Origin of the sequence: Azospira sp. (assembly GCF_030247495.1) — a bacterium.
In the GTDB taxonomy this organism is placed as follows: Bacteria; Pseudomonadota; Gammaproteobacteria; order Burkholderiales; family Rhodocyclaceae; genus Azospira; species Azospira oryzae.
On sequence record NZ_JAOTRW010000009.1, the window covers coordinates 44,138 to 62,358 of the forward strand.

The 18,221-nt window shown below is 69.6% G+C and carries 13 protein-coding genes; 7 read left to right on the forward strand and 6 right to left on the reverse strand.

What is annotated here, in order from left to right; translation table 11 throughout:
* Positions 1–15: 15 nt before the first annotated feature.
* Together OEL49_RS13880 and OEL49_RS13885 are read left to right on the forward strand one after the other, a co-directional pair.
* The gene (locus OEL49_RS13880) at positions 16–1,605 is read left to right on the forward strand and encodes a gamma-glutamyltransferase family protein (RefSeq protein ID WP_014235532.1); all 1,590 of its coding nucleotides are present in this window, start codon (positions 16–18) and stop codon (positions 1,603–1,605) included.
* 34 nt (positions 1,606–1,639) lie between these two features.
* Positions 1,640–2,614, forward strand: coding sequence for a bile acid:sodium symporter family protein (locus OEL49_RS13885; RefSeq protein ID WP_014235533.1), 975 nt, complete (start codon positions 1,640–1,642; stop codon positions 2,612–2,614).
* On the opposite strand, the gene OEL49_RS13890 is transcribed toward OEL49_RS13885, so the two are convergent.
* Positions 2,607–3,149, reverse strand: coding sequence for a hypothetical protein (locus OEL49_RS13890; protein WP_014235534.1), 543 nt, complete (start codon positions 3,147–3,149; stop codon positions 2,607–2,609). The two genes, OEL49_RS13885 and OEL49_RS13890, sit on opposite strands and share 8 nt — an antisense overlap.
* 141 nt (positions 3,150–3,290) lie before the next feature.
* Between OEL49_RS13890 and OEL49_RS13895 the strand changes: the two genes are divergently transcribed.
* Complete coding sequence (locus OEL49_RS13895; protein ID WP_014235535.1) at positions 3,291–4,700, forward strand: PLP-dependent aminotransferase family protein; 1,410 nt, start codon at positions 3,291–3,293, stop codon at positions 4,698–4,700.
* A 58-nt stretch (positions 4,701–4,758) separates the two neighbouring features.
* Here OEL49_RS13895 and OEL49_RS13900 read toward each other — a convergent pair whose 3' ends face one another.
* Positions 4,759–6,195 carry a carbonic anhydrase gene (locus OEL49_RS13900; RefSeq protein WP_014235536.1) on the reverse strand — a complete coding sequence of 479 codons (1,437 nt, stop codon included), beginning with the start codon at positions 6,193–6,195 and terminating at the stop codon, positions 4,759–4,761.
* A gap of 330 nt (positions 6,196–6,525) precedes the next feature.
* Here OEL49_RS13900 and thiC point away from each other — a divergent pair, with 330 nt between their 5' ends.
* Positions 6,526–8,442 carry a phosphomethylpyrimidine synthase ThiC gene (thiC, locus tag OEL49_RS13905; protein ID WP_287875219.1) on the forward strand — a complete coding sequence of 639 codons (1,917 nt, stop codon included), beginning with the start codon at positions 6,526–6,528 and terminating at the stop codon, positions 8,440–8,442.
* Between the two features lie 50 nt (positions 8,443–8,492).
* Here thiC and OEL49_RS13910 read toward each other — a convergent pair whose 3' ends face one another.
* Entirely contained in the window at positions 8,493–9,551 is a 1,059-nt protein-coding gene (locus OEL49_RS13910) for an AI-2E family transporter (protein ID WP_287875221.1), read from the reverse strand.
* 213 nt (positions 9,552–9,764) lie between these two features.
* Between OEL49_RS13910 and OEL49_RS13915 the strand changes: the two genes are divergently transcribed.
* Positions 9,765–12,185: a phosphoketolase family protein gene (locus OEL49_RS13915; RefSeq protein WP_287875223.1), complete on the forward strand. Its 2,421-nt coding sequence runs from the start codon at positions 9,765–9,767 to the stop codon at positions 12,183–12,185.
* 11 nt (positions 12,186–12,196) lie between these two features.
* Positions 12,197–12,457, forward strand: a complete 261-nt coding sequence (locus OEL49_RS13920) for a YkgJ family cysteine cluster protein (protein WP_331489316.1) — start codon at positions 12,197–12,199, stop codon at positions 12,455–12,457.
* A 56-nt stretch (positions 12,458–12,513) separates the two neighbouring features.
* Here the strand turns inward: OEL49_RS13920 and OEL49_RS13925 are convergent, their stop codons facing one another.
* A complete protein-coding gene (locus tag OEL49_RS13925; RefSeq protein WP_287875227.1) occupies positions 12,514–13,428 on the reverse strand; it encodes a LysR family transcriptional regulator in 915 nt (304 codons plus the stop codon).
* 121 nt (positions 13,429–13,549) lie between these two features.
* On the opposite strand from OEL49_RS13925, the gene OEL49_RS13930 reads away from it, so the two are divergent.
* Positions 13,550–14,653: an NADH:flavin oxidoreductase/NADH oxidase gene (locus OEL49_RS13930; protein WP_287875229.1), complete on the forward strand. Its 1,104-nt coding sequence runs from the start codon at positions 13,550–13,552 to the stop codon at positions 14,651–14,653.
* 145 nt (positions 14,654–14,798) lie between these two features.
* Here the strand turns inward: OEL49_RS13930 and OEL49_RS13935 are convergent, their stop codons facing one another.
* Both OEL49_RS13935 and OEL49_RS13940 read right to left on the reverse strand, forming a co-directional pair.
* Positions 14,799–16,652 (reverse strand): methyl-accepting chemotaxis protein, encoded by a 1,854-nt coding sequence (locus OEL49_RS13935; protein WP_287875231.1) that lies wholly within the window; start codon positions 16,650–16,652, stop codon positions 14,799–14,801.
* 286 nt (positions 16,653–16,938) lie between these two features.
* Positions 16,939–18,087 carry a trans-sulfuration enzyme family protein gene (locus OEL49_RS13940; RefSeq protein WP_287875233.1) on the reverse strand — a complete coding sequence of 383 codons (1,149 nt, stop codon included), beginning with the start codon at positions 18,085–18,087 and terminating at the stop codon, positions 16,939–16,941.
* Between the last annotated feature and the right edge of the window lie 134 nt (positions 18,088–18,221).

Consider the following 18,221-nt stretch of genomic DNA (forward strand, 5'->3'; position numbering starts at 1 on the left):
GCGAAAGGCCATTCCATGAATCCCGTACTCGGAACCCGCGGCGCCGTCGTCGCCTCCCATTCCCTGGCCGCCCAGGCCGGGCTCGACATCCTGCGCGAAGGCGGCAACGCCATCGAGGCCACCATCGCCGTGGCCGCCACCCTGGCCGTGGTCTATCCCCACATGACCGGCATCGGCGGTGACGGCTTCTGGCTGCTGCACGCCCCCGGCCAGCCGGTGCGCTCCATCGACGCCTGCGGCGCCGCCGGCGCCCAGGTCACCCCGGAGCTCTACGGCAACCTGGAAAGCATTCCTTGGCGCGGCCCCCTGGCCGCCAACACGGTGGCCGGCACCGTCTCCGGCTGGGCCGCCGCCCACGCCCACAGCCGGGCGGCCTGGGGCGGACGCCTGCCCCTCTCCCGCCTGCTGGAAAGCGCTATCCACTATGCCCGCCACGGCTTCCCCGTGACCCGCAGCCAGCAGGACAACACCCGGGCCAAGCTGGCGGAACTGCGGCAGCAGCCGGGCTTTGCCGCCGCCTTCCTCAACGACGGCCAACTGCCGGTGTACGGCCAGCAGCACCGTTTCCCCCGCCTGGCGGAGACCCTGGAGCAGCTGGGCCGGGCCGGGGCGGAGGACTTCTACCGGGGTGACCTGGCCGGCGTCATCGCCCGGGACCTGGCCCGGGTGGGCAGCCCCGTCAGCGGCGCCGACCTGGCCGCCCACCGGGCCTCCCTGCAGGACCCGCTGGCGGTGAAGCTCTCCGTCGGCACCGTGTACAACCAGGCGCCGCCGACCCAGGGCGTCGCCTCCCTGCTCATCCTCGCCATCTACGACCGCATCCGCCGGGAGGGCTGGAACCCGGACAACGCGGAGGGCATCCACGCCCTGGTGGAGGCCACCAAGCAGGCCTTCCTGCAGCGGGACCGCCACGTGGGCGACCCGGGCTCGATGCAGATTGATCCCCGGGAGTTGCTGGCAGACGGATTGGTGGAACGCCTGGCCGCCGCCATTCCCCTGGAGCAGGCCAGCCCCTGGCCGGCCCCCATGTCGGATGGCGACACCACCTGGATGGGCGCCATCGACAGCGCCGGCCGGGCGGTGAGCATGATCCAGAGCATCTACTTCGAATTCGGCAGCGGCGTGGTGCTGCCCGAGAGCGGCATCTGGTGGCAGAACCGGGGCTGCTCCTTCGACCTGCGCCCGGGCTGGCTGCGCACCCTGGCCCCGGGCCGCAAGCCCTTCCACACCCTCAATCCGGCCCTGGCCCGGTTGGACGACGGCCGCCTGCTGGTCTACGGCACCATGGGCGGCGAGGGCCAGCCCCAGACCCAGGCCGCCGTCTTCTCCCGCTACGTCTGGGGCGGCCACAACGTGCGTTCCGCCGTGGCGGCACCGCGCTGGCTGCTGGGCCGCACCTGGGCCGAGCAGAGCACCAGCCTGAAACTGGAATCCCGCTACGACCCGGCTCTGGTGGAACGACTGCGGGCCATGGGGCATCCGGTGGAAATGGCCGGCGACTTCGACGAACGCATGGGCCACGCCGGCGCCCTGGTGCTGCACCCGGAGGGCTGGATCGAGGGCGGCGAGGACCCCCGCAGCGACGGCTGCGTGGCGGCCTGGTAAGGCGTCACGGACATTTCCCCAGGGAGACAACACGATGGGATTCAAATTCGACTGGTTCATGAAGGGCATGCTGGGGGCGGTGCTGCTGGCCTTCCTCTGGCCCGAGCCCGGCGCCAAGGGCGGCTTCCTGCAGCCGGAGCTGCTCAACAAGCTGGGGGTGGCCCTGGTCTTCTACCTCAACGGCCTGGCCCTGTCCCTGGCCTCGATGAAGGACGGCGCCCTGCGCTGGCGGGTGCACCTGCTGGTCCAGTGCAGCACCTTCCTCCTCTTCCCCCTGCTGGGCGTCGCCCTGCTGTGGGGCAGCGCCGGCTGGATGGCGGCGCCGCTGCAGATCGGCTTCTTCTACCTGTGCGCCCTGCCTTCCACCGTCTCCTCCTCGGTGGCCCTGACCATCGCCGCCCGGGGCAATGTGGCGGCGGCGGTTTTCAACGCCACCCTCTCCAGCCTCATCGGCGTGCTGCTGACGCCCCTATGGATGGCCTGGGTGCTGCACCAGAGCGGCGGCAATTTCGCCGTCGGCCCGGTGATCGTGGACCTGCTGCTGTGGGTGGTGCTGCCCCTGGCCCTGGGCCAGTTCAGCCGCCCCCTGTTGAAGGATTGGGCCAGTCGGCACAAGGGCCTGCTGCAAAAGGTGGACCGCATCACCATCCTGCTGCTGGTCTACACCTCCTTCGCCGACACGGTGAAGGAAGGGGTATGGTCCCGCTACAACCCCCTGCTGCTGGTGGAAACGGTGGCCGGCTGCGCCCTGCTCTTCCTCCTCGTGCTGGCGCTCACTCAATGGGGCGCCCGGCTGCTCGGCATGCCCCGGGGGGACCGCATCGCCAGCGTCTTCTGCGGCTCGAAGAAGACCCTGGCCTCGGGGGTGCCCATGGCCCACCTGATCTTCGGCGCCAATCCGGCCATCGGCCTCATCCTGCTGCCGATCATGATCTACCACCCGCTGCAGCTGCTAGCCGGCGGCATGCTGGCCCAGCGCTGGAGCAGTGCCGAGGCGGCCCCTAGCTAGCCCGGCGCACCTGCCAGGCGAGGCGGCCACCGGCCATCAGGTCGGCGGCGCCCAGGCGGTACTCGGCCCCGTCCGCCGCCAGCACGGCCAGGGGACGGGAGGGCGACGTCCCCTCCAGCAGGGACTGGAAGGCCACCCCGGCGGGAGCCGGCCAGTGGCCCAGCAGCACCTGGCTGCGGGCATCGTAGAGGCTGAGGCCGGCCACATCCAGCACCCACAGGCGCTCCGCGGCCCCATCCAGGCCCAGGGCGCGGATGCTGCGCCGGGGGCCCGGCGCCAGGGTGGCCACCGGCACCGGCAGGTCGCCCCGCAGGCGGAACACCCGCACCTGGCCGTTGCGCTGGTCTGCCAGATAGAGCAGGCCGGCCTCCCGCCACTCCGCCCGGCTCATGCCCGGCATCGTCTCCGCCGTACCGGCACCGCCCGCCCCGATGCCGGCCCCCAGCAGCAGGGCGGCGGCGGCAATGGCCAGGGCACAGCCCACCAGCAGCAGGGGAAGGGGCAGACGGGGATGGAGGTGCTCGTAACAGGCCATGGCGGGCTCCTTGGGCCAAGCGACAATGGGAGACCTGACAATAGCGAACACTTTTTTCCATCGGAATATACAATCAGCCCATCCGACCGCGACACTGTTCCGGTGAAAACACCGGGCCAATCCCGTCCCAGGAGCGAACAGATGCTGAACCTCTCCCTCAACCCCGATTCCCCCCAGCCCCTGGTGGACCAGATCGTCGCCGGCGTCCGCGCCCGCATCGAGGACCGGCTGCTGCGCCCCGGCATGCGCCTGCCGCCCATCCGCCACTTCGCCGACAACCACGGCGTCAGCCGCTTCACCGTGGTGGAGGCCTACGACCGGCTGGTAGCCCAGGGCCTGCTCAAGTCCCGCCGCGGTTCCGGCTTCTATGTCGAGGCCCGCAGCCTGCCCCAGGCCGCGGCGGAGCCGGTGGCCGGCCAGGTGGCCCGGGCCTTCGACAACGCCGGGGTGCTGCACCAGAGCCTGGAGGATTCGCCCAACCGGCTCAAGGTGGGCGTCGGCTGGCTGCCGCCGGAATGGCACGACCAGGAAGGGGTGCGGCGCCAGCTGCGGGCCCTGGCCCGGCGCGACGAGGTCAAGCTGACCTGCTACGGCACACCCCTGGGCTTCGCCCCCCTGCGGGAACAGGTGCGGCTCAAGCTGGCGGACCTGGGCATCGCCGCCCAGCCCGGGCAGATCATGCTCAGCCACGGCGCCACCCAGGGCCTGGACCTGCTCATCCGCCTGCTGCTCAAGCCCGGCGACTGCGTCTTCGTGGACGACCCGGGCTACTGGAACCTGTTCGCCAACCTGCGCCTGCACGGGGTGCAGCTGGTGGGCGTTCCCTGGGGCCAGGACGGCCCCGATCCCCAGGCCCTGGAATCCCTGCTGGCGGAACACCGGCCCCGGGCCTTCTTCACCCATTCGGTGCTGCAGAATCCCACCGCCTGCAATCTCTCGCCGGCCAACGCCTTCCGCATCCTGCAGCTGGCGGAGAAGCACGACTTCCTGCTGGTGGAGGACGACACCTACGGCGACTTCCATCCCGGCGGCGCCACCCGCCTGTCCACCCTGGACCAGTTGCAGCGGGTGGTCTACGTCGGCAGTTTCTCCAAGACCCTCTCGGCCAACCTGCGGGTGGGCTTCGTCGCCGGCCGGCCGGACCTGATGGCGGCCCTCACCGACGTCAAGATCGTCAGTTGCGTCTCCACCTCGGAAGTGGCGGAACAGCTGGTCTACGAAATGCTCACCGCCGGCCACTACCGCAAGTACCTGGAGCGCATCCACGGCCGCCTGCGGGAAGCGGCGGACAAGACCCTGCGCCTGCTGGAACGGGTGGGCATGGAGGCCTACGCCGAACCGGCCGGCGGCATGTTCGTCTGGGCCCGGGCGCCGGGTCTGGAGGACGCGGCGCGGCTGGCCACCCAGGCCGCGGCGGCGGACATCATGCTGGCCCCGGGCCACATCTTCCGTCCCCAGCTGCAGGCCTCGCCCTGGATCCGCTTCAACGTGGGCTACACCCAGGACCCGCGCCTGGAGCGCTTCCTCGGCGAGACCCTGGGCCGGGGCTGAAACGACGCCGGGCGCCCTCAGGCGCCCGGCGGTCAAACATCCATGAAGAAACCGGCGCCTAGCGCGATTCCTTGATCAGGCGGCCGTTGGAGGGCTGCACCGGGCGGGCGTTGTTGCGGTAGAGGCGGGAGAAGATGGCGATCTGCTGGGCCGAAACCTGCACCGGCTGCTGCATCACCAGCCACAGCACGCCTTCGCTGCAGGGCGGCGTGGTGAGGGAACCCATGTAGGTGTAGTAGCCGCGCTTCTCCGGCAGCAGCTGGTTGAGGTCCACCGCCGCGTCGGGCGGCAGCACTTCCTGGTTCTTCTCCAGGGGAATGTAGTTCCACAGGGTCTGGATCACCGGGTGTTCCTGGGCGCCCTTCTCCAGCAGCACCGCCACCACCGCCAGCTGGTTGTCGTCGGAGCGGTGCACCATGTGGGCCACCATGTCGAAGGCCTTGCCGTTCACCCGCTCTTCCGAGGGCCGGTGGAAGTGCACCTGGACCAGGTCGTAAGTCTTGCCCAGATGAGTCAGGCTGCCGTGGCCGAAGGAGGCCTGCAGAGTGTGGCCGTTGTCCACCAGGCGGAAGCGGGTGGGCCGGTAGGAAAACTCGATGGGCGGCAGATCGACGCGGATGCCGTCCCAGATGTCGATGGGCGACTGGCGCCGGCCCTTGTCGCAGGTGGCGAAATCGGGCTTGAGGCGGCCCCAGAAGTCCGGCCCGCCTTCCCCTTCGTAGGACCAGTGGATGGCGTGGTGCTGCTCGGCCCCCTCCAGCCCCTCCGGCTTGGCAGCGGGGCGGGGCTTTGCCGCCCGGGGTGCCGCCGCCGTGTAGGGCGCCGGACGCGGGACGTAGGCCGGTGCTGCCTGGGGCTTCTGGATTTCCATGTGCTCCAGGCTCTTCACCGGGGTCGGCGCCTGGGTGGATTCCCGTTGCACCGCCTTCTTCACCATCTCCTCGTTGGCCTTCTTCAGCTCCTCGGCCGCCACATTGGCCTTGGCCACGGTGGCCTGGGTCAGCTTGCGCATGTCCGCCGCCGTGGTGGGCCGGCAGATGTCCCGCAGCAGTTTGTCGTCCAGGGTGTTGGCGCGCACCGGCATGTCGGTGGCCACCTTGATTTCCTCTTCCCGCAGCAGTTCGCCGCTGGCCTTCACATAGACCCGCTTCAGGGTGGCGTAGGTGCGGTTGCTGCAGTCGTAACGGCCCAGGGCCTCGATGCTGCGGTAATTGCTGGCGCTCTGGGCGTCGGGCAGGTCCTTCTCCAGGACGATGCGGCCCCAGGCCGAAACCTTGCCCGACTCGTCCCGCTTGATGCTGGCCCGGTCCACCTCGATGCGCTTTCCGGGCTCGGTGGAGATGGCCTGCCAGGTGCGGCCGTCGTCGCCCACCTTGGTCGGCGCCGCGCTCGGAGCGGCCTGCAGCAGGCCGGCCGTCAGCAGCAGGGCCGTGGTCAGCGCTCCCCGGGTCAGGGAGGCGGGGGCGGAAATGGGATTTGTCTCGAGGGCGGGCATGGCGCGTCTCTCTGCTCGTTATTTTGGGCTAACGTTACTCTGACGGATGGCAAAAGAAAAACTTTAGGCCCGGCTCGGCTTTTCTTGCATTTTCCCAGGCTTTCCAGTAACTTGCGCCCGTACCTTGGGGGTGCCTGAAAGCCTTGGAAATACTGGCTTCCGGCTGAGAAATACCCTTATGACCTGTACGGGTAATGCCGTCGTAGGGAAAGCGTCGCCGGGCCGCCTCTTGCGCCCTCCCCCGCCCCTCCTTGCACCTTTGCCTGACCGGGTCCGTCCCGCCGGCCTCCCGGCCGCGCTACCGCACCCCCTCCCCAGCAAGGAGACACCATGAACGCCAACGACAAATTCATTGCCACCGCCGCCCAAGTGGACGAAGCGGCGGTCCAGCCCCTGCCCAATTCCCGCAAGATCTACGTCGAGGGCTCCCGCCCCGACATCCGGGTGCCCATGCGGGAAATTTCCCAGGCCGACACCCCCACCGGTTTCGGCGGCGAGAAGAACCCGCCCATCTACGTCTATGACTGTTCTGGCCCCTACACCGACCCCAACGCCAAAATCGACATCCGTTCCGGCCTGCCGGCCCTGCGTCAGCGGTGGATCGAGGAGCGGGGCGACACCGAGGTGCTGCCCGACCTGACCAGCGAATACGGCCGCCAGCGGGCCGCCGACCCGGCCCTGGACGAACTGCGCTTCCCCGGCCTGCACCGCAAGCCCCGCCGCGCCAAGGCCGGCGCCAACGTCAGCCAGATGCACTACGCCCGCAAAGGCATCATCACCCCGGAAATGGAATACGTGGCCATCCGGGAAAACCTGAACCGCCAGCAGTACCTGGAAAACCTGCGCAACACCGGCCCCATGGGCGAAAAGATGGTCAAGCTGCTGGGCCGCCAGCACAAGGGCCAGGATTTCGGCGCCGCCATTCCCCAGGAGATCACCCCGGAATTCGTGCGTTCCGAAGTGGCCCGGGGCCGCGCCATCATCCCCAACAACATCAACCACCCGGAAAGCGAGCCCATGATCATCGGCCGCAACTTCCTGGTGAAGATCAACGCCAATATCGGCAACTCCGCCCTGGGTTCTTCCATCAGCGAGGAAGTGGACAAGATGACCTGGTCCACCCGCTGGGGCGGCGACACGGTGATGGATCTGTCCACCGGCAAGAACATCCACGAAACCCGGGAATGGATCATCCGCAACAGCCCCGTTCCCATCGGCACCGTGCCCATCTACCAGGCCCTGGAGAAGGTGAACGGCAAGGCCGAGGAACTGACCTGGGAAATCTTCCGCGACACCCTGATCGAGCAGGCCGAGCAGGGCGTGGACTACTTCACCATCCACGCCGGCGTGCTGCTGCGCTACATCCCCATGACCGCCAACCGCATGACCGGCATCGTCTCCCGCGGCGGCTCCATCATGGCCAAGTGGTGCCTGGCCCATCACAAGGAAAGCTTCCTCTACACCCATTTCGAGGACATCTGCGAAATCATGAAGGCCTACGACGTGGCCTTCAGCCTCGGTGACGGCCTGCGTCCCGGCTCCATCTACGACGCCAACGACGAGGCCCAGCTGGGCGAGCTGGAAACCCTGGGCGAACTCACCGACATCGCCTGGAAGCACGACGTGCAGACCATCATCGAAGGTCCCGGCCATGTGCCCATGCACATGATCAAGGAGAACATGGACCTGCAGCTGAAGCACTGCAAGGAAGCCCCCTTCTACACCCTGGGCCCCCTGACCACCGACATCGCCCCCGGCTACGACCACATCACCAGCGGCATCGGCGCCGCCATGATCGGCTGGTACGGCACCGCCATGCTCTGCTACGTCACGCCCAAGGAACACCTGGGCCTGCCGGACAAGAACGACGTCAAGGAAGGCATCATCACCTACAAGCTGGCCGCCCACGCCGCCGACCTGGCCAAGGGCCACCCGGGCGCCCAGATCCGCGACAACGCCCTGTCCAAGGCCCGCTACGAGTTCCGCTGGGACGACCAGTTCAACCTGGGCCTGGACCCGGACAAGGCCAAGTCCTTCCACGACGAGACCCTGCCCAAGGAATCGGCCAAGGTGGCCCACTTCTGCTCCATGTGCGGCCCCCACTTCTGCTCCATGAAGATCACCCAGGACGTGCGCGACTTCGCCGCCCAGCAAGGCATCGGCGAAGCCGAGGCCCTGGAGAAGGGCATGGAGACCAAGGCGGTGGAATTCGTGAAGAGCGGCGCCGAGCTGTACCGCAAGGTCTGAGGCAGCGGCGGCAACTCACCCGGAAACGGCGGCCTTCAGGCCGCCGTTTTTCATTCCCGGGGCATGCCTTCCGCCAGGCCGGCGGTCCATTCGGTCATCAGCCGGTAGCCCACCGCCAGCAGGGTGGGACCGAGGAAGACGCCGATGAAGCCGAAGGCGAGAACGCCGCCGAGGACCCCCAGCAGCACCAGGATGAAGGGCAGGCTGGCGCCGCGGCTGATGATGAGGGGCTTGAGCACGTTGTCCACGGTGCTGACAACGAAGAAGCCCCAGGCGGCGACGAAAATGGCCCAGCCCAGCTCCCCCTGCTGGAACAGCCAGAAGGCGGCCGGCCCCCAGATCAGGGGCGGCCCCACGGGCACGGCGGAAAGGAAGAAGGTGGCCAGGCCAAGCAGCAGGGCGCCGGGCACCCCGGCCACGGCGAAACCGATGCCGGCCAGGACCCCCTGGGCCAGGGCGGTGCCGATGATGCCGTACACCACGCCGCCCACGGTGCCGTGGGCCAGGTGCAGCAGGCGCCGCCCCCGGGCCCCGGCCAGTCGCTCCAGCACGGCGGTGAGGTGGGCGGTGACGGCCTCGCCGTCGCGGAAGAGGAAGAAGACGATCAGCACCGACAGCATGAGGTGGAAGACCCCCATGCCGATGGCCCGGCTGCCGTTGAGCACCAGGCCCTTGGCCGGCTCCACCAGCTGGCCCAGTTCCGCCACCAGGCGCTGGCCGTTGTGGGCGAAGCCCTGCCAGTAGGCATGCAGGCGTTCGCCGACGAAGGGGATGTCCTGCAGCCACTGGGGCGCGTCGGGCAGGCCGCCCTCCAGCAGGGTACGGGTGGCGGCGGCCAGTTCCGCCACGTTGCTGCCCAGGCCCACCGCCACCACGATGAAGGGCGCCACCAGCACCAGGGCGGTGGCCAGGGTGGTGAGCAGGGCCGAGGTGTTGCGCCAGCCCGGCAGGCGCTGGTCCACCCAGCGGAACACCGGCCACACCGTGGTGGCCAGGATCGCCGCCCAGAGCACGGCGGAGAGGAAGGGGCGCAGCACCAGGAAGCAACCGACGATGAGGAAACCCAGGGCGGCAAAGCCGAGGACGCGGTCAGAACGGAAGGGCTGCATGGACAGGATTTCCAGGAAAGCGTGGTCGAAACGGTGGTCGAAGCGGTGCTCGAAACGAAAAGACGCAGTGCCGGGCCGCACCGCATCCGACGGCTATGCTAACAAATCGGCATGACGATTACCCGCCTTCCCCGCCCGGCGGACCGCGCCCGGCAAGGCCCGGACTGTAAGCCGGGGCGCCAATGGCCTACCATGGCGCCATTGCCCTTGCTCATGTCCGCCATGCCTGCCTCCGCCGCCCCCACCCCGCCCCGCGCCACCGTCGCCATCGACGACGCCGAACTGCAGCAGCTGGATGCCTTCTGGCGCGCCGCCAACTACCTGGCCGGGGCCATGATCTACCTGCAGGACAATCCCCTGCTGCGCCAGCCCCTGGCGCCGGAGCACATCAAGCAGCGACCCCTCGGCCACTGGGGCGCCAGCCCGGGCCTGGCCTTCGCCTACGCCCACCTGACCCGGCTCATCCGCCACCACGACCTGGACGCCATCTTCCTCGCCGGCCCGGGCCACGGCGCCCCCGGCATCCTGGGCCCGGCCTGGCTCGACGGCAGCCTGGGCGACCGCCAGCCGCAACGGGGCTGGGGCCTGGCCGGCCTGACCCGCTTCTGCCGCGACTTCTCCTTCCCCGGCGGCCTGGGCAGCCACTGCACGCCGGAAGTACCCGGCTCCATCCACGAAGGGGGCGAGCTGGGCTACAGCCTCTCCCATGCCTTCGGCGCCGCCTTCGACAACCCGGAGCTGCTGGTGACCGTGATGGTGGGCGACGGCGAGGCCGAGACCGGCCCCCTGGCCACCGCCTGGCACTCCAACAAGTTCCTCAACCCGGCCCGGGACGGGGCGGTGCTGCCCATCCTGCACCTCAACGGCTACAAGATCGCCAACCCCACCATCCTGGCCCGCATCCCCCGGGAGGAACTGCTGGCCCTGTTCAGCGGCTACGGCTGGGCGCCGAAGATCGTCGAAGGCCATGAGCCGGCGGCCATGCACCGGGCCATGGCGGCGGCCATGGACGAATGCCTGATGGAGATCCGGGCCATCCAGCAGGCGGCCCGCAGCGGCAAGGGCCCCTTGCAGCGGCCCCGCTGGCCCATGATCGTGCTCGTCTCGCCCAAGGGCTGGACCGGGCCCAGGCAGGCCGACGGCCATCAGGTAGAAGGCACCTGGCGGGCCCACCAGGTGCCCCTGGCCGATCCGCGTAACAACGCAGAAAACCGCCGCCTGCTACAGGAATGGCTGCTGTCCTACCGGCCGCAGGAACTGTTCACCGAGGACGGCGAACCGGCGCCCCTACTGCAGGACTTCGCCCCCCGGGGCCGCCGTCGCCTGGGCGCCAATCCCCACGCCAACGGCGGCCTGCTGCGCCTGCCCCTGGACCGGCCCGACTGGCGCCAACAGGCGGTCACCTTCGCCGCCCCGGGCAGCCGCCGCCACAGCAACACCGATCCCCTGGGCCGCCACCTGGGGCAGATCATGCAAAAGAACCCCAGCAATTTCCGCCTCTTCGGCCCGGACGAAACCGCCTCCAACAAGCTGGGTGCCGTCTTCGAAGTCACCGGCAAGACCTGGCTGGGGGAATCCCGCCCCGAGGACGCGGACGGCGGCCATCTCGCTGCCGACGGCCGGGTCATGGAAATGCTCTCGGAACACACCCTGGAAGGCTGGCTCGAAGGCTACCTGCTGACCGGTCGCTACGGCCTCCTGTCCACCTACGAAGCCTTCGCCCACGTCATCGACTCCATGTTCAACCAGCACGCCAAGTGGCTGGAGATGTGCCGGGACGTGCCCTGGCGGGCGCCGGTGGGAGCCCTCAACCTGCTCATCACCTCCACCGTGTGGCGCCAGGACCACAACGGCTTCACCCACCAGGACCCGGGCTTCCTCGACCTGGTGGTGAACAAGAGCCCGGCAGTGACCCGCATCTACCTGCCGCCGGACGCCAACTGCCTGCTGGCGGTGGCCGACCGCTGCCTGGGGGAAACCGACGTCATCAACGTCATCGTCGCCGACAAGCAGGCCCACCTGCAGTACCTGGACGCGGAAGCCGCCGCCCTGCACTGCGCCCGGGGCATCGGCCTGTGGGACTGGGCCAGCAGCGACGATGAGGCCGGCACCGAGCCGGAGGTGGTGCTGGCCAGCTGCGGCGATGTCGCCACCCAGGAAGCCCTGGCGGCGGCGGAACTGCTCTACCGCCACTTCCCCGACCTCAAGCTGCGCTTCGTGAACGTGGTGGACCTGTTCACCCTGACGCCGCCGGAGGAGCACCCCCACGGCATCAGCGAGCGGGACTGGACCGGCCTGTTCACCGCCGACAAGCCCATCGTCTTCAACTTCCACGGCTACCCCTGGCTGATCCACCGCCTCGCCTACCGCCGCCCCAACCACGCCAATCTGCATGTGCGCGGCTACAAGGAGCGGGGCAGCATCTGCACCCCTCTGGAACTGGCCATGGACAACCAGATCGACCGCTACTCCCTGGCCATCGACGTCATCGACCGGGTGCCGCGCCTGGCCGTGGCCGGCGCCCACGTCAAGCAGGCCCTGGAGCAGAAGCAGCAGCAATGCCGGGCCCATGCCCACCGCCACGGGGTGGACCCGGAGGAGATCAACACCTGGACCTGGGGCGGCCAGCCATGAGCCAGGCAGTCCTGGAATGCCGCCCGGGCTGCGGCGCCTGCTGCATCGCCCCTTCCATCTCCTCCCCCATTCCCGGCATGCCCCAGGGAAAACCGGCGGGAGTGCGCTGCATCCAGCTGCTGGAAGACAACCGCTGCGCCATCTTCGGCCGGCCGGAGCGGCCCGCCGTCTGCGGCGGCCTGCAACCTTCGCCGGAAATGTGCGGCGCCAGCCAGGGCGAGGCGATGGCCTGGCTCACCCGGCTGGAGCAGGCCACCCACCCGGAGGCCTGAACTTCGTGCGTATGAAGTCGGGCACAGCAGCGCCTGCCCGGGCGGCCTGAAATAGCTCAGGGCTCCTCGGGAAAGCGTTCCCGGTCGGCGAAGAATTCCACCAGCCGGTCGAACACCAGGCGGATGCGAGCCGCCACCGGGCCCCGCTGGGGCCGATAGACGTAGAGATTCCACGGGTCCGGCTCCAGCTGCGGCAGCACCCGCCGCAGCTCGCCGCTGCGCAGCAGGGGAATGGTGAGCAGGCTCACCACCTGGCCGAAGCCCAGGCCGGCCCGCACCGCGGCGAATTCGGCCAGGGTCTCGTCGGTGGCGAAGGCCCAGGTCTGGGGCAGCCACTCCTCCCCGTCCTTGAGGAACCAGGGCCAGGGCTTGCCCGTGGCCGGGTCCATCACCACCGTCACCGGCCGCTGCTGCAGGTCCGCCAGGGTGTGGGGCTCGCCCAGGGCATCAAGCAGGGCCGGGCTGGCGACAGTGTGGAAATGCACCTTGGCCACGGCCCGGGCAACGAAACGGCTGTCCCGCAGAAAGCCCACCCGCACGCCGATGTCGATCTGCTCGTCCACCACGTCCGCCGGCCGGTCCGAGAGGCGCAGGTCCAGGCGCAGGCCGGGGAATTCGCGGCCCAGTTCGGCCAGCAGGGGCATGACGAAATGCTGGCCCAGGGCCTTGGGCGCGGTGAGGCGCACCAGGCCGGCGAGCTCGTTGTCCGGCAGGGGGCTGGCGCGCTGGAACAGGGCATCAACGCCCTGCACGGCGCCGCGGGCCTCCGCCGCCAGACGGGCGCCAAAGTCTGTGATGCGGTTGGCCCGGGTGTTGCGGTGGAAGAGCAGCTCCCCCAGGTGTTCCTCCAGCTCCTGCACCGCCCGGGTCACGGCCTGGGGCGAGACGTGCAAGCGCAGGGCCGCCTCCTTGAAGCTCTTGGCTTCGGCGGCGGCGACGAAGAGGCGCAGCATTTCCAGGCGGTTGAGCATGACGGGGCTCTGCTTTCAGTTCCGATATTTGGAATTGTGAAATCAAAACACTTTCATTTATTGGATTCAAGTCCTGACGGATACTGCTCGGCGTACACCCAATTTCCCCGGAGGACTCTCCATGACCAGCCAGCTGTTCACCCCCTACGCCCTGGGCGGCCTGAGCCTGCCCAACCGCATCGTCATCGCCCCCATGTGCCAGTACTCCGCCACCAACGGCGTGGTCGGCGACTGGCACCTGATGCACCTGGGCAACCTTTCCCATAGCGGCGCCGGCCTGCTCATCGCCGAAGCCACCGCCGTCAGCCCGGAAGGCCGCATCTCCGACCGCTGTCCCGGCCTGTGGGACGACGCCACGGAAAGCGGCTGGGCCCGGGTCATGGCCGGCATCCGCCAGTATTCGGCCATGCCCATCGGCATCCAGCTGGCCCACGCCGGGCGCAAGGGCGGTTGCGCCGCCCCCTGGCTGGGCGGCAAGCAACTGCCCCTGAGCGAAGGCGGCTGGTTCAACGTGGCCCCCTCGGCCGTTCCCTTCGATCCCAGCGATGCGGCGCCCCAGGCCCTGGACGCGGCCGGCATCAAGCGCCTGGTGCAGGCCTTCGCCGACGCCGCCCGCCGCGCCGACCGCCTGGGCTTCGACGCGGTGGAACTGCACGCCGCCCACGGCTACCTGATGCACGAGTTTCTCTCCCCCCTCACCAACCGGCGCAGCGACGAGTACGGCGGCAGCCTGGCCAACCGGCTGCGCTTCGTGCTCGAAGTGTTCGATGCCGTGCGCGCCGTGTGGCCCCGCCACAAGGCCCTGGGCATGCGGGTCTCCGCCACGGACTGGGTGGACGGCGGATGGACGCCGGAAGAGACGGTGATCCTGGCCAAGGAGATCCAGGCCCGGGGGGCAGACTTCATCCACGTCTCCAGCGGCGGTCTTTCCCTGGAACAGAAGATTCCCGTGGGCCCCGGCTACCAGCTGCCTTTCGCCCGCCAGGTGAAGGAAGCCAGCGGCCTGCCCACCATCGGCGTCGGCCTCATCACCGAAGCCAAGCAGGCCGAGGCCGTGGTCACCGAAGGCGATGCGGACCTGGTGGCCGTGGCCCGGGCCATGCTCTACGACCCGCGCTGGCCCTGGCATGCCGCCGCCGAGCTGGGCGCCCAGGTGCAGGCGCCGCCCCAGTTCTGGCGCGGTGCGCCGCGAGGCGCCGAAGGGGTGTTCTCGCCCCTGCCCTGAGGCAGCGGCAAGGCGGGCGGCAGTAAAGCCGCCATGAAAAAAGGGGACGCCAGGCGTCCCCTTTTTTGTCGATACCAAGCACCTGTCCTGGGATCAAGCAGGCACGGGCATCTCCGGCATGGCAACCCGGAGAAGTCCGTCCCGCCTAGGCCCTGGCGCTGCCCGCTCCGTCCTCCAGACCCACCCGGAAGAAGTGCATCAGGCGCTGCAGTTCCTCGGCCTGGGCGCCCATTTCCTCGGCGGTAGCGGCCAGCTCTTCGGAGGCGGCGGCATTCTGCTGGGTGGCCTGGTTCAGCTGGCCCATGGCGCTGTTGATCTGGGCGATGCCGTGGGACTGCTCCTCCGAGGCGGCGGCGATTTCCCGCACCAGGTCCGAGGTGCGGCCGATGGCCGGGACGATGCGCCCCAGCAGTTCACCGGCGTGCTCCGCCTGGTGCACGGTCTGGGCGGCGACGGTGCCGATCTCCCCGGCCGCCACCTGGCTGCGCTCGGCCAGCTTGCGCACTTCCGCCGCCACCACGGCGAAGCCCTTGCCGTGTTCCCCGGCCCGGGCCGCCTCGATGGCGGCGTTGAGGGCCAGCAGGTTGGTCTGGTAGGCGATGTCGTCGATGATGCCCACCTTGCCGGCGATCTGCTGCATGGCCGCCACGCTCTCGGCCACGGCGGCGCCGCCGGCCACCGCTTCCTTGGCGGCGGTGCCGGCCATGCTCTCGGTGTTGCGGGCGCTCTCCGTGTTGTTGGCGACGGAGGCGGTGGACTGTTCCAGGGTGGCGGAAATCTCCTCCACCGAGGCCGCCTGCTGGCTGGAGGACTGGGACAGGCTCTGGGCCGTGGCCGAGACCTCCTCGGAGGCGGAGGAAAGGTTGTCGGCGGCGCCCCGCACCTGGCGGATGATGTCCCCCAGGCGCCGCACCATGCGCTCCATGGATTGCAGCAAGCGGCCGATCTCGTCGTCCCGCTCGGCCCGCAGATGCACCGTCAGGTCGCCCTCGGCCAGGGCGTCGGCGGCCCGCACCGCCTGCCGGATCGGGCCCAGCACCACCCGGCGCAGGACAAAGGTGAGCAGGGCCAGCAGGGCCACGGTGATGGCCAGGCCGCCCAGCAGCACCGGCAGGGCGGCGCGGCGGGCAGCCCCATCCACTTCCGCCTGGCTGTAGACCACCGCCACCTTGAAGCCCCAGGCCGGGAAGGGCCGGAAGATGGCCTCCCAATTGTGGCTGGCGCCGGCCTCGCCGGCGGCCTCCTGCAGCCGGGCCTGGATGGATTCGGGGCTGACGCCGTCGGAATGGAGGAAGGGCTTGCCCTGGCCGTCCAGCAGGACGACGAAGCCGGAACCGAAGGAGACGGACTTGCCGATCAGTTCCTTGAGCCCCGCCAGATCGGCCTTGAAGCCCACGTACCAGGCGCCCACCACCTTGCCGCCGGCGTCCACGATGGGCTCGTAGCCCGTCAGGTAGGGCGCGCCGAGGATGTCCACCTGGCCGTAGAAGGCCTCGCCCCGGGCCAGGGCGGCGTAGGCCTTGCCCTGGGGATTGAGCAGGGTGCCCACGGCCCGCTGGCCCTCCGGCGTCTTGACGTTGGTGGCGATGCGCACGAAGTCCTGGCCCTGGCGCGCGAAAAGGGTGGCGGTGCCGCCGGCGATGCCGCTGACGCTGTCCACCAGGGCCGTCTCCAGGGCCTGGGGGCGGCCGCCGAAGCGCAGGTTGAGGGGATGCTGGCCGCCCACGGCAATAGCCTCGCCCAGGCTCACCGGCCCCAGCTGGGCGCTCTTTTCCCGGAACAGCTTCATGGCGCTGCGGGTCTGTTCCCCCATCAGGCTGTCGCTCATCTGCAACAGCTGGATGACGCCGGCGGCGGTGGCTTCCGAACGCAGGCGCACGTCAGCCTCCAGGCGCCGGGATTCATTGGCCGACAGGGCCAGGGAACCGACGATGAGGGCGACGACCAGGGGGGCGAAACCGAAGAGGGCGAAACGGGCTTGGAGTCCCAGTCCTTTCATCTTGCATCCTTATGGGGGCAGGTTGGCACGGCACGCCCGCTGCGGCCGGATGGGCCGGCAACGGCGCGAACGCAACCGTAGCAACAACCGGGCCGCAGCCCCAGTCGGAGTTTCCACAAGGGGCGGGCGCCGCAAACGACGGGAAACAGGCGGTGCAGGCAGAGGGGGAGCGCCGCCCGATGGCGCTCCCGGGGACATTTTGTCCGCCCGCCGGCACGCTTTTGGGGCAGGGGCGGACATTCTGTCCTGCCCCCGCCCTAGGGCGGGGCAGCGGACAGGCGCTGACTCAGACCCCGGCCAGGGCCTGCTCCAGGTCGGCGATGAGGTCCGCCGTGGCCTCGATGCCGATGGACAGGCGCAGCAGGTCGTCGGGACAGAAGGTCCCCGGCCCCTCGACGCTGGCCCGGTGCTCCACCAGACTTTCCACCGAACCGAGGGAGGTGGCCCGCTGGAACACCTGCAGACGGGCCGCCACGGCCTTGGCCGCCGCCTCGCCGCCGGCGATGCGCAGGGAGAGCATGGCGCCGAAGCCGCCCTGCATCTGCCGCGCCGCCACGGCGTGGCCGGGATGGGAAGGCAGGCCCGGATACAGCACCAGGCTGACCTTGGCATGGCCGTGGAAATGGCTGGCGATGGCGGCGGCGGAAGCGGCGGCGGTGCGCACCCGGGGGAACAGGGTGCGCATGCCCCGGGCCAGCAGCCAGGCCTCGAAGGGGCCGAGCACGGCGCCACCGAGAGCGCGCACGGTCTTGATGCGCTGCCAGAAGTCGTCCACGGCCTTGGTCACCAGGGCCCCGGCCACCACGTCGGAATGGCCGTTGAGATATTTGGTGGCCGAGTGCATGACGATGTCCGCGCCCAGTTCCAGGGGCCGGGTGAACACCGGCGTCGGCACCGTGGAATCCACCACCAGGCGAGCGCCGGCAGCATGGGCCGCCTTGGCGGCAGCGGCGATGTCGGTGATTTCCCAGGTGGGATTGGCCGGCGTTTCCAGCCACACCAGATCCGCCGGGCGCTGCAGCAGGGCCGCCAGTTCGGCATCGTCGGCAAAGAAGTCCAGGGTCAGCTGCCAGTTGGCGGCAAACTGGATCATCCAGTTGCGCAGGGCCCAGTACATGGCCCGGGGCGCCACCACCCGGGCCCCGGGCTTAAGGGCCTGCAACACGGCGGAGGCGGCGGCCATGCCGGAAGCGAAGAGAGCCGCGGCGGCGCCGCCTTCCAGCTCCTTCAACAAGGCTTCGGGCCCGTCGTAGGCCGGGCTGCCGTCCCGGGAATAGACCCGGCCGCCGGGGTAGCTGCCGTCACCGGCCCGCTCGAAGGTGGTGGCCAGATGCAGGGGCGGCACGATGTCTCGATAGGTCGAGTCCACCGGGACGGTGCCGCGGGCGGCCTGGGTTTCGGGAGCAAGGCTGGGGACGGCGGGCGACTGGGACATGGCGGCGGCTTCGGCAACGGGGGCCCACAGCTTAGCGCCAAAGCCCCTGGCGGGGCCACCGTCCTGACGGCGGAAATCCCGTATTTACAGGGCATAGCCCCCTGCCGAGAATCCGCCTCTTTACCGCCCAGCCG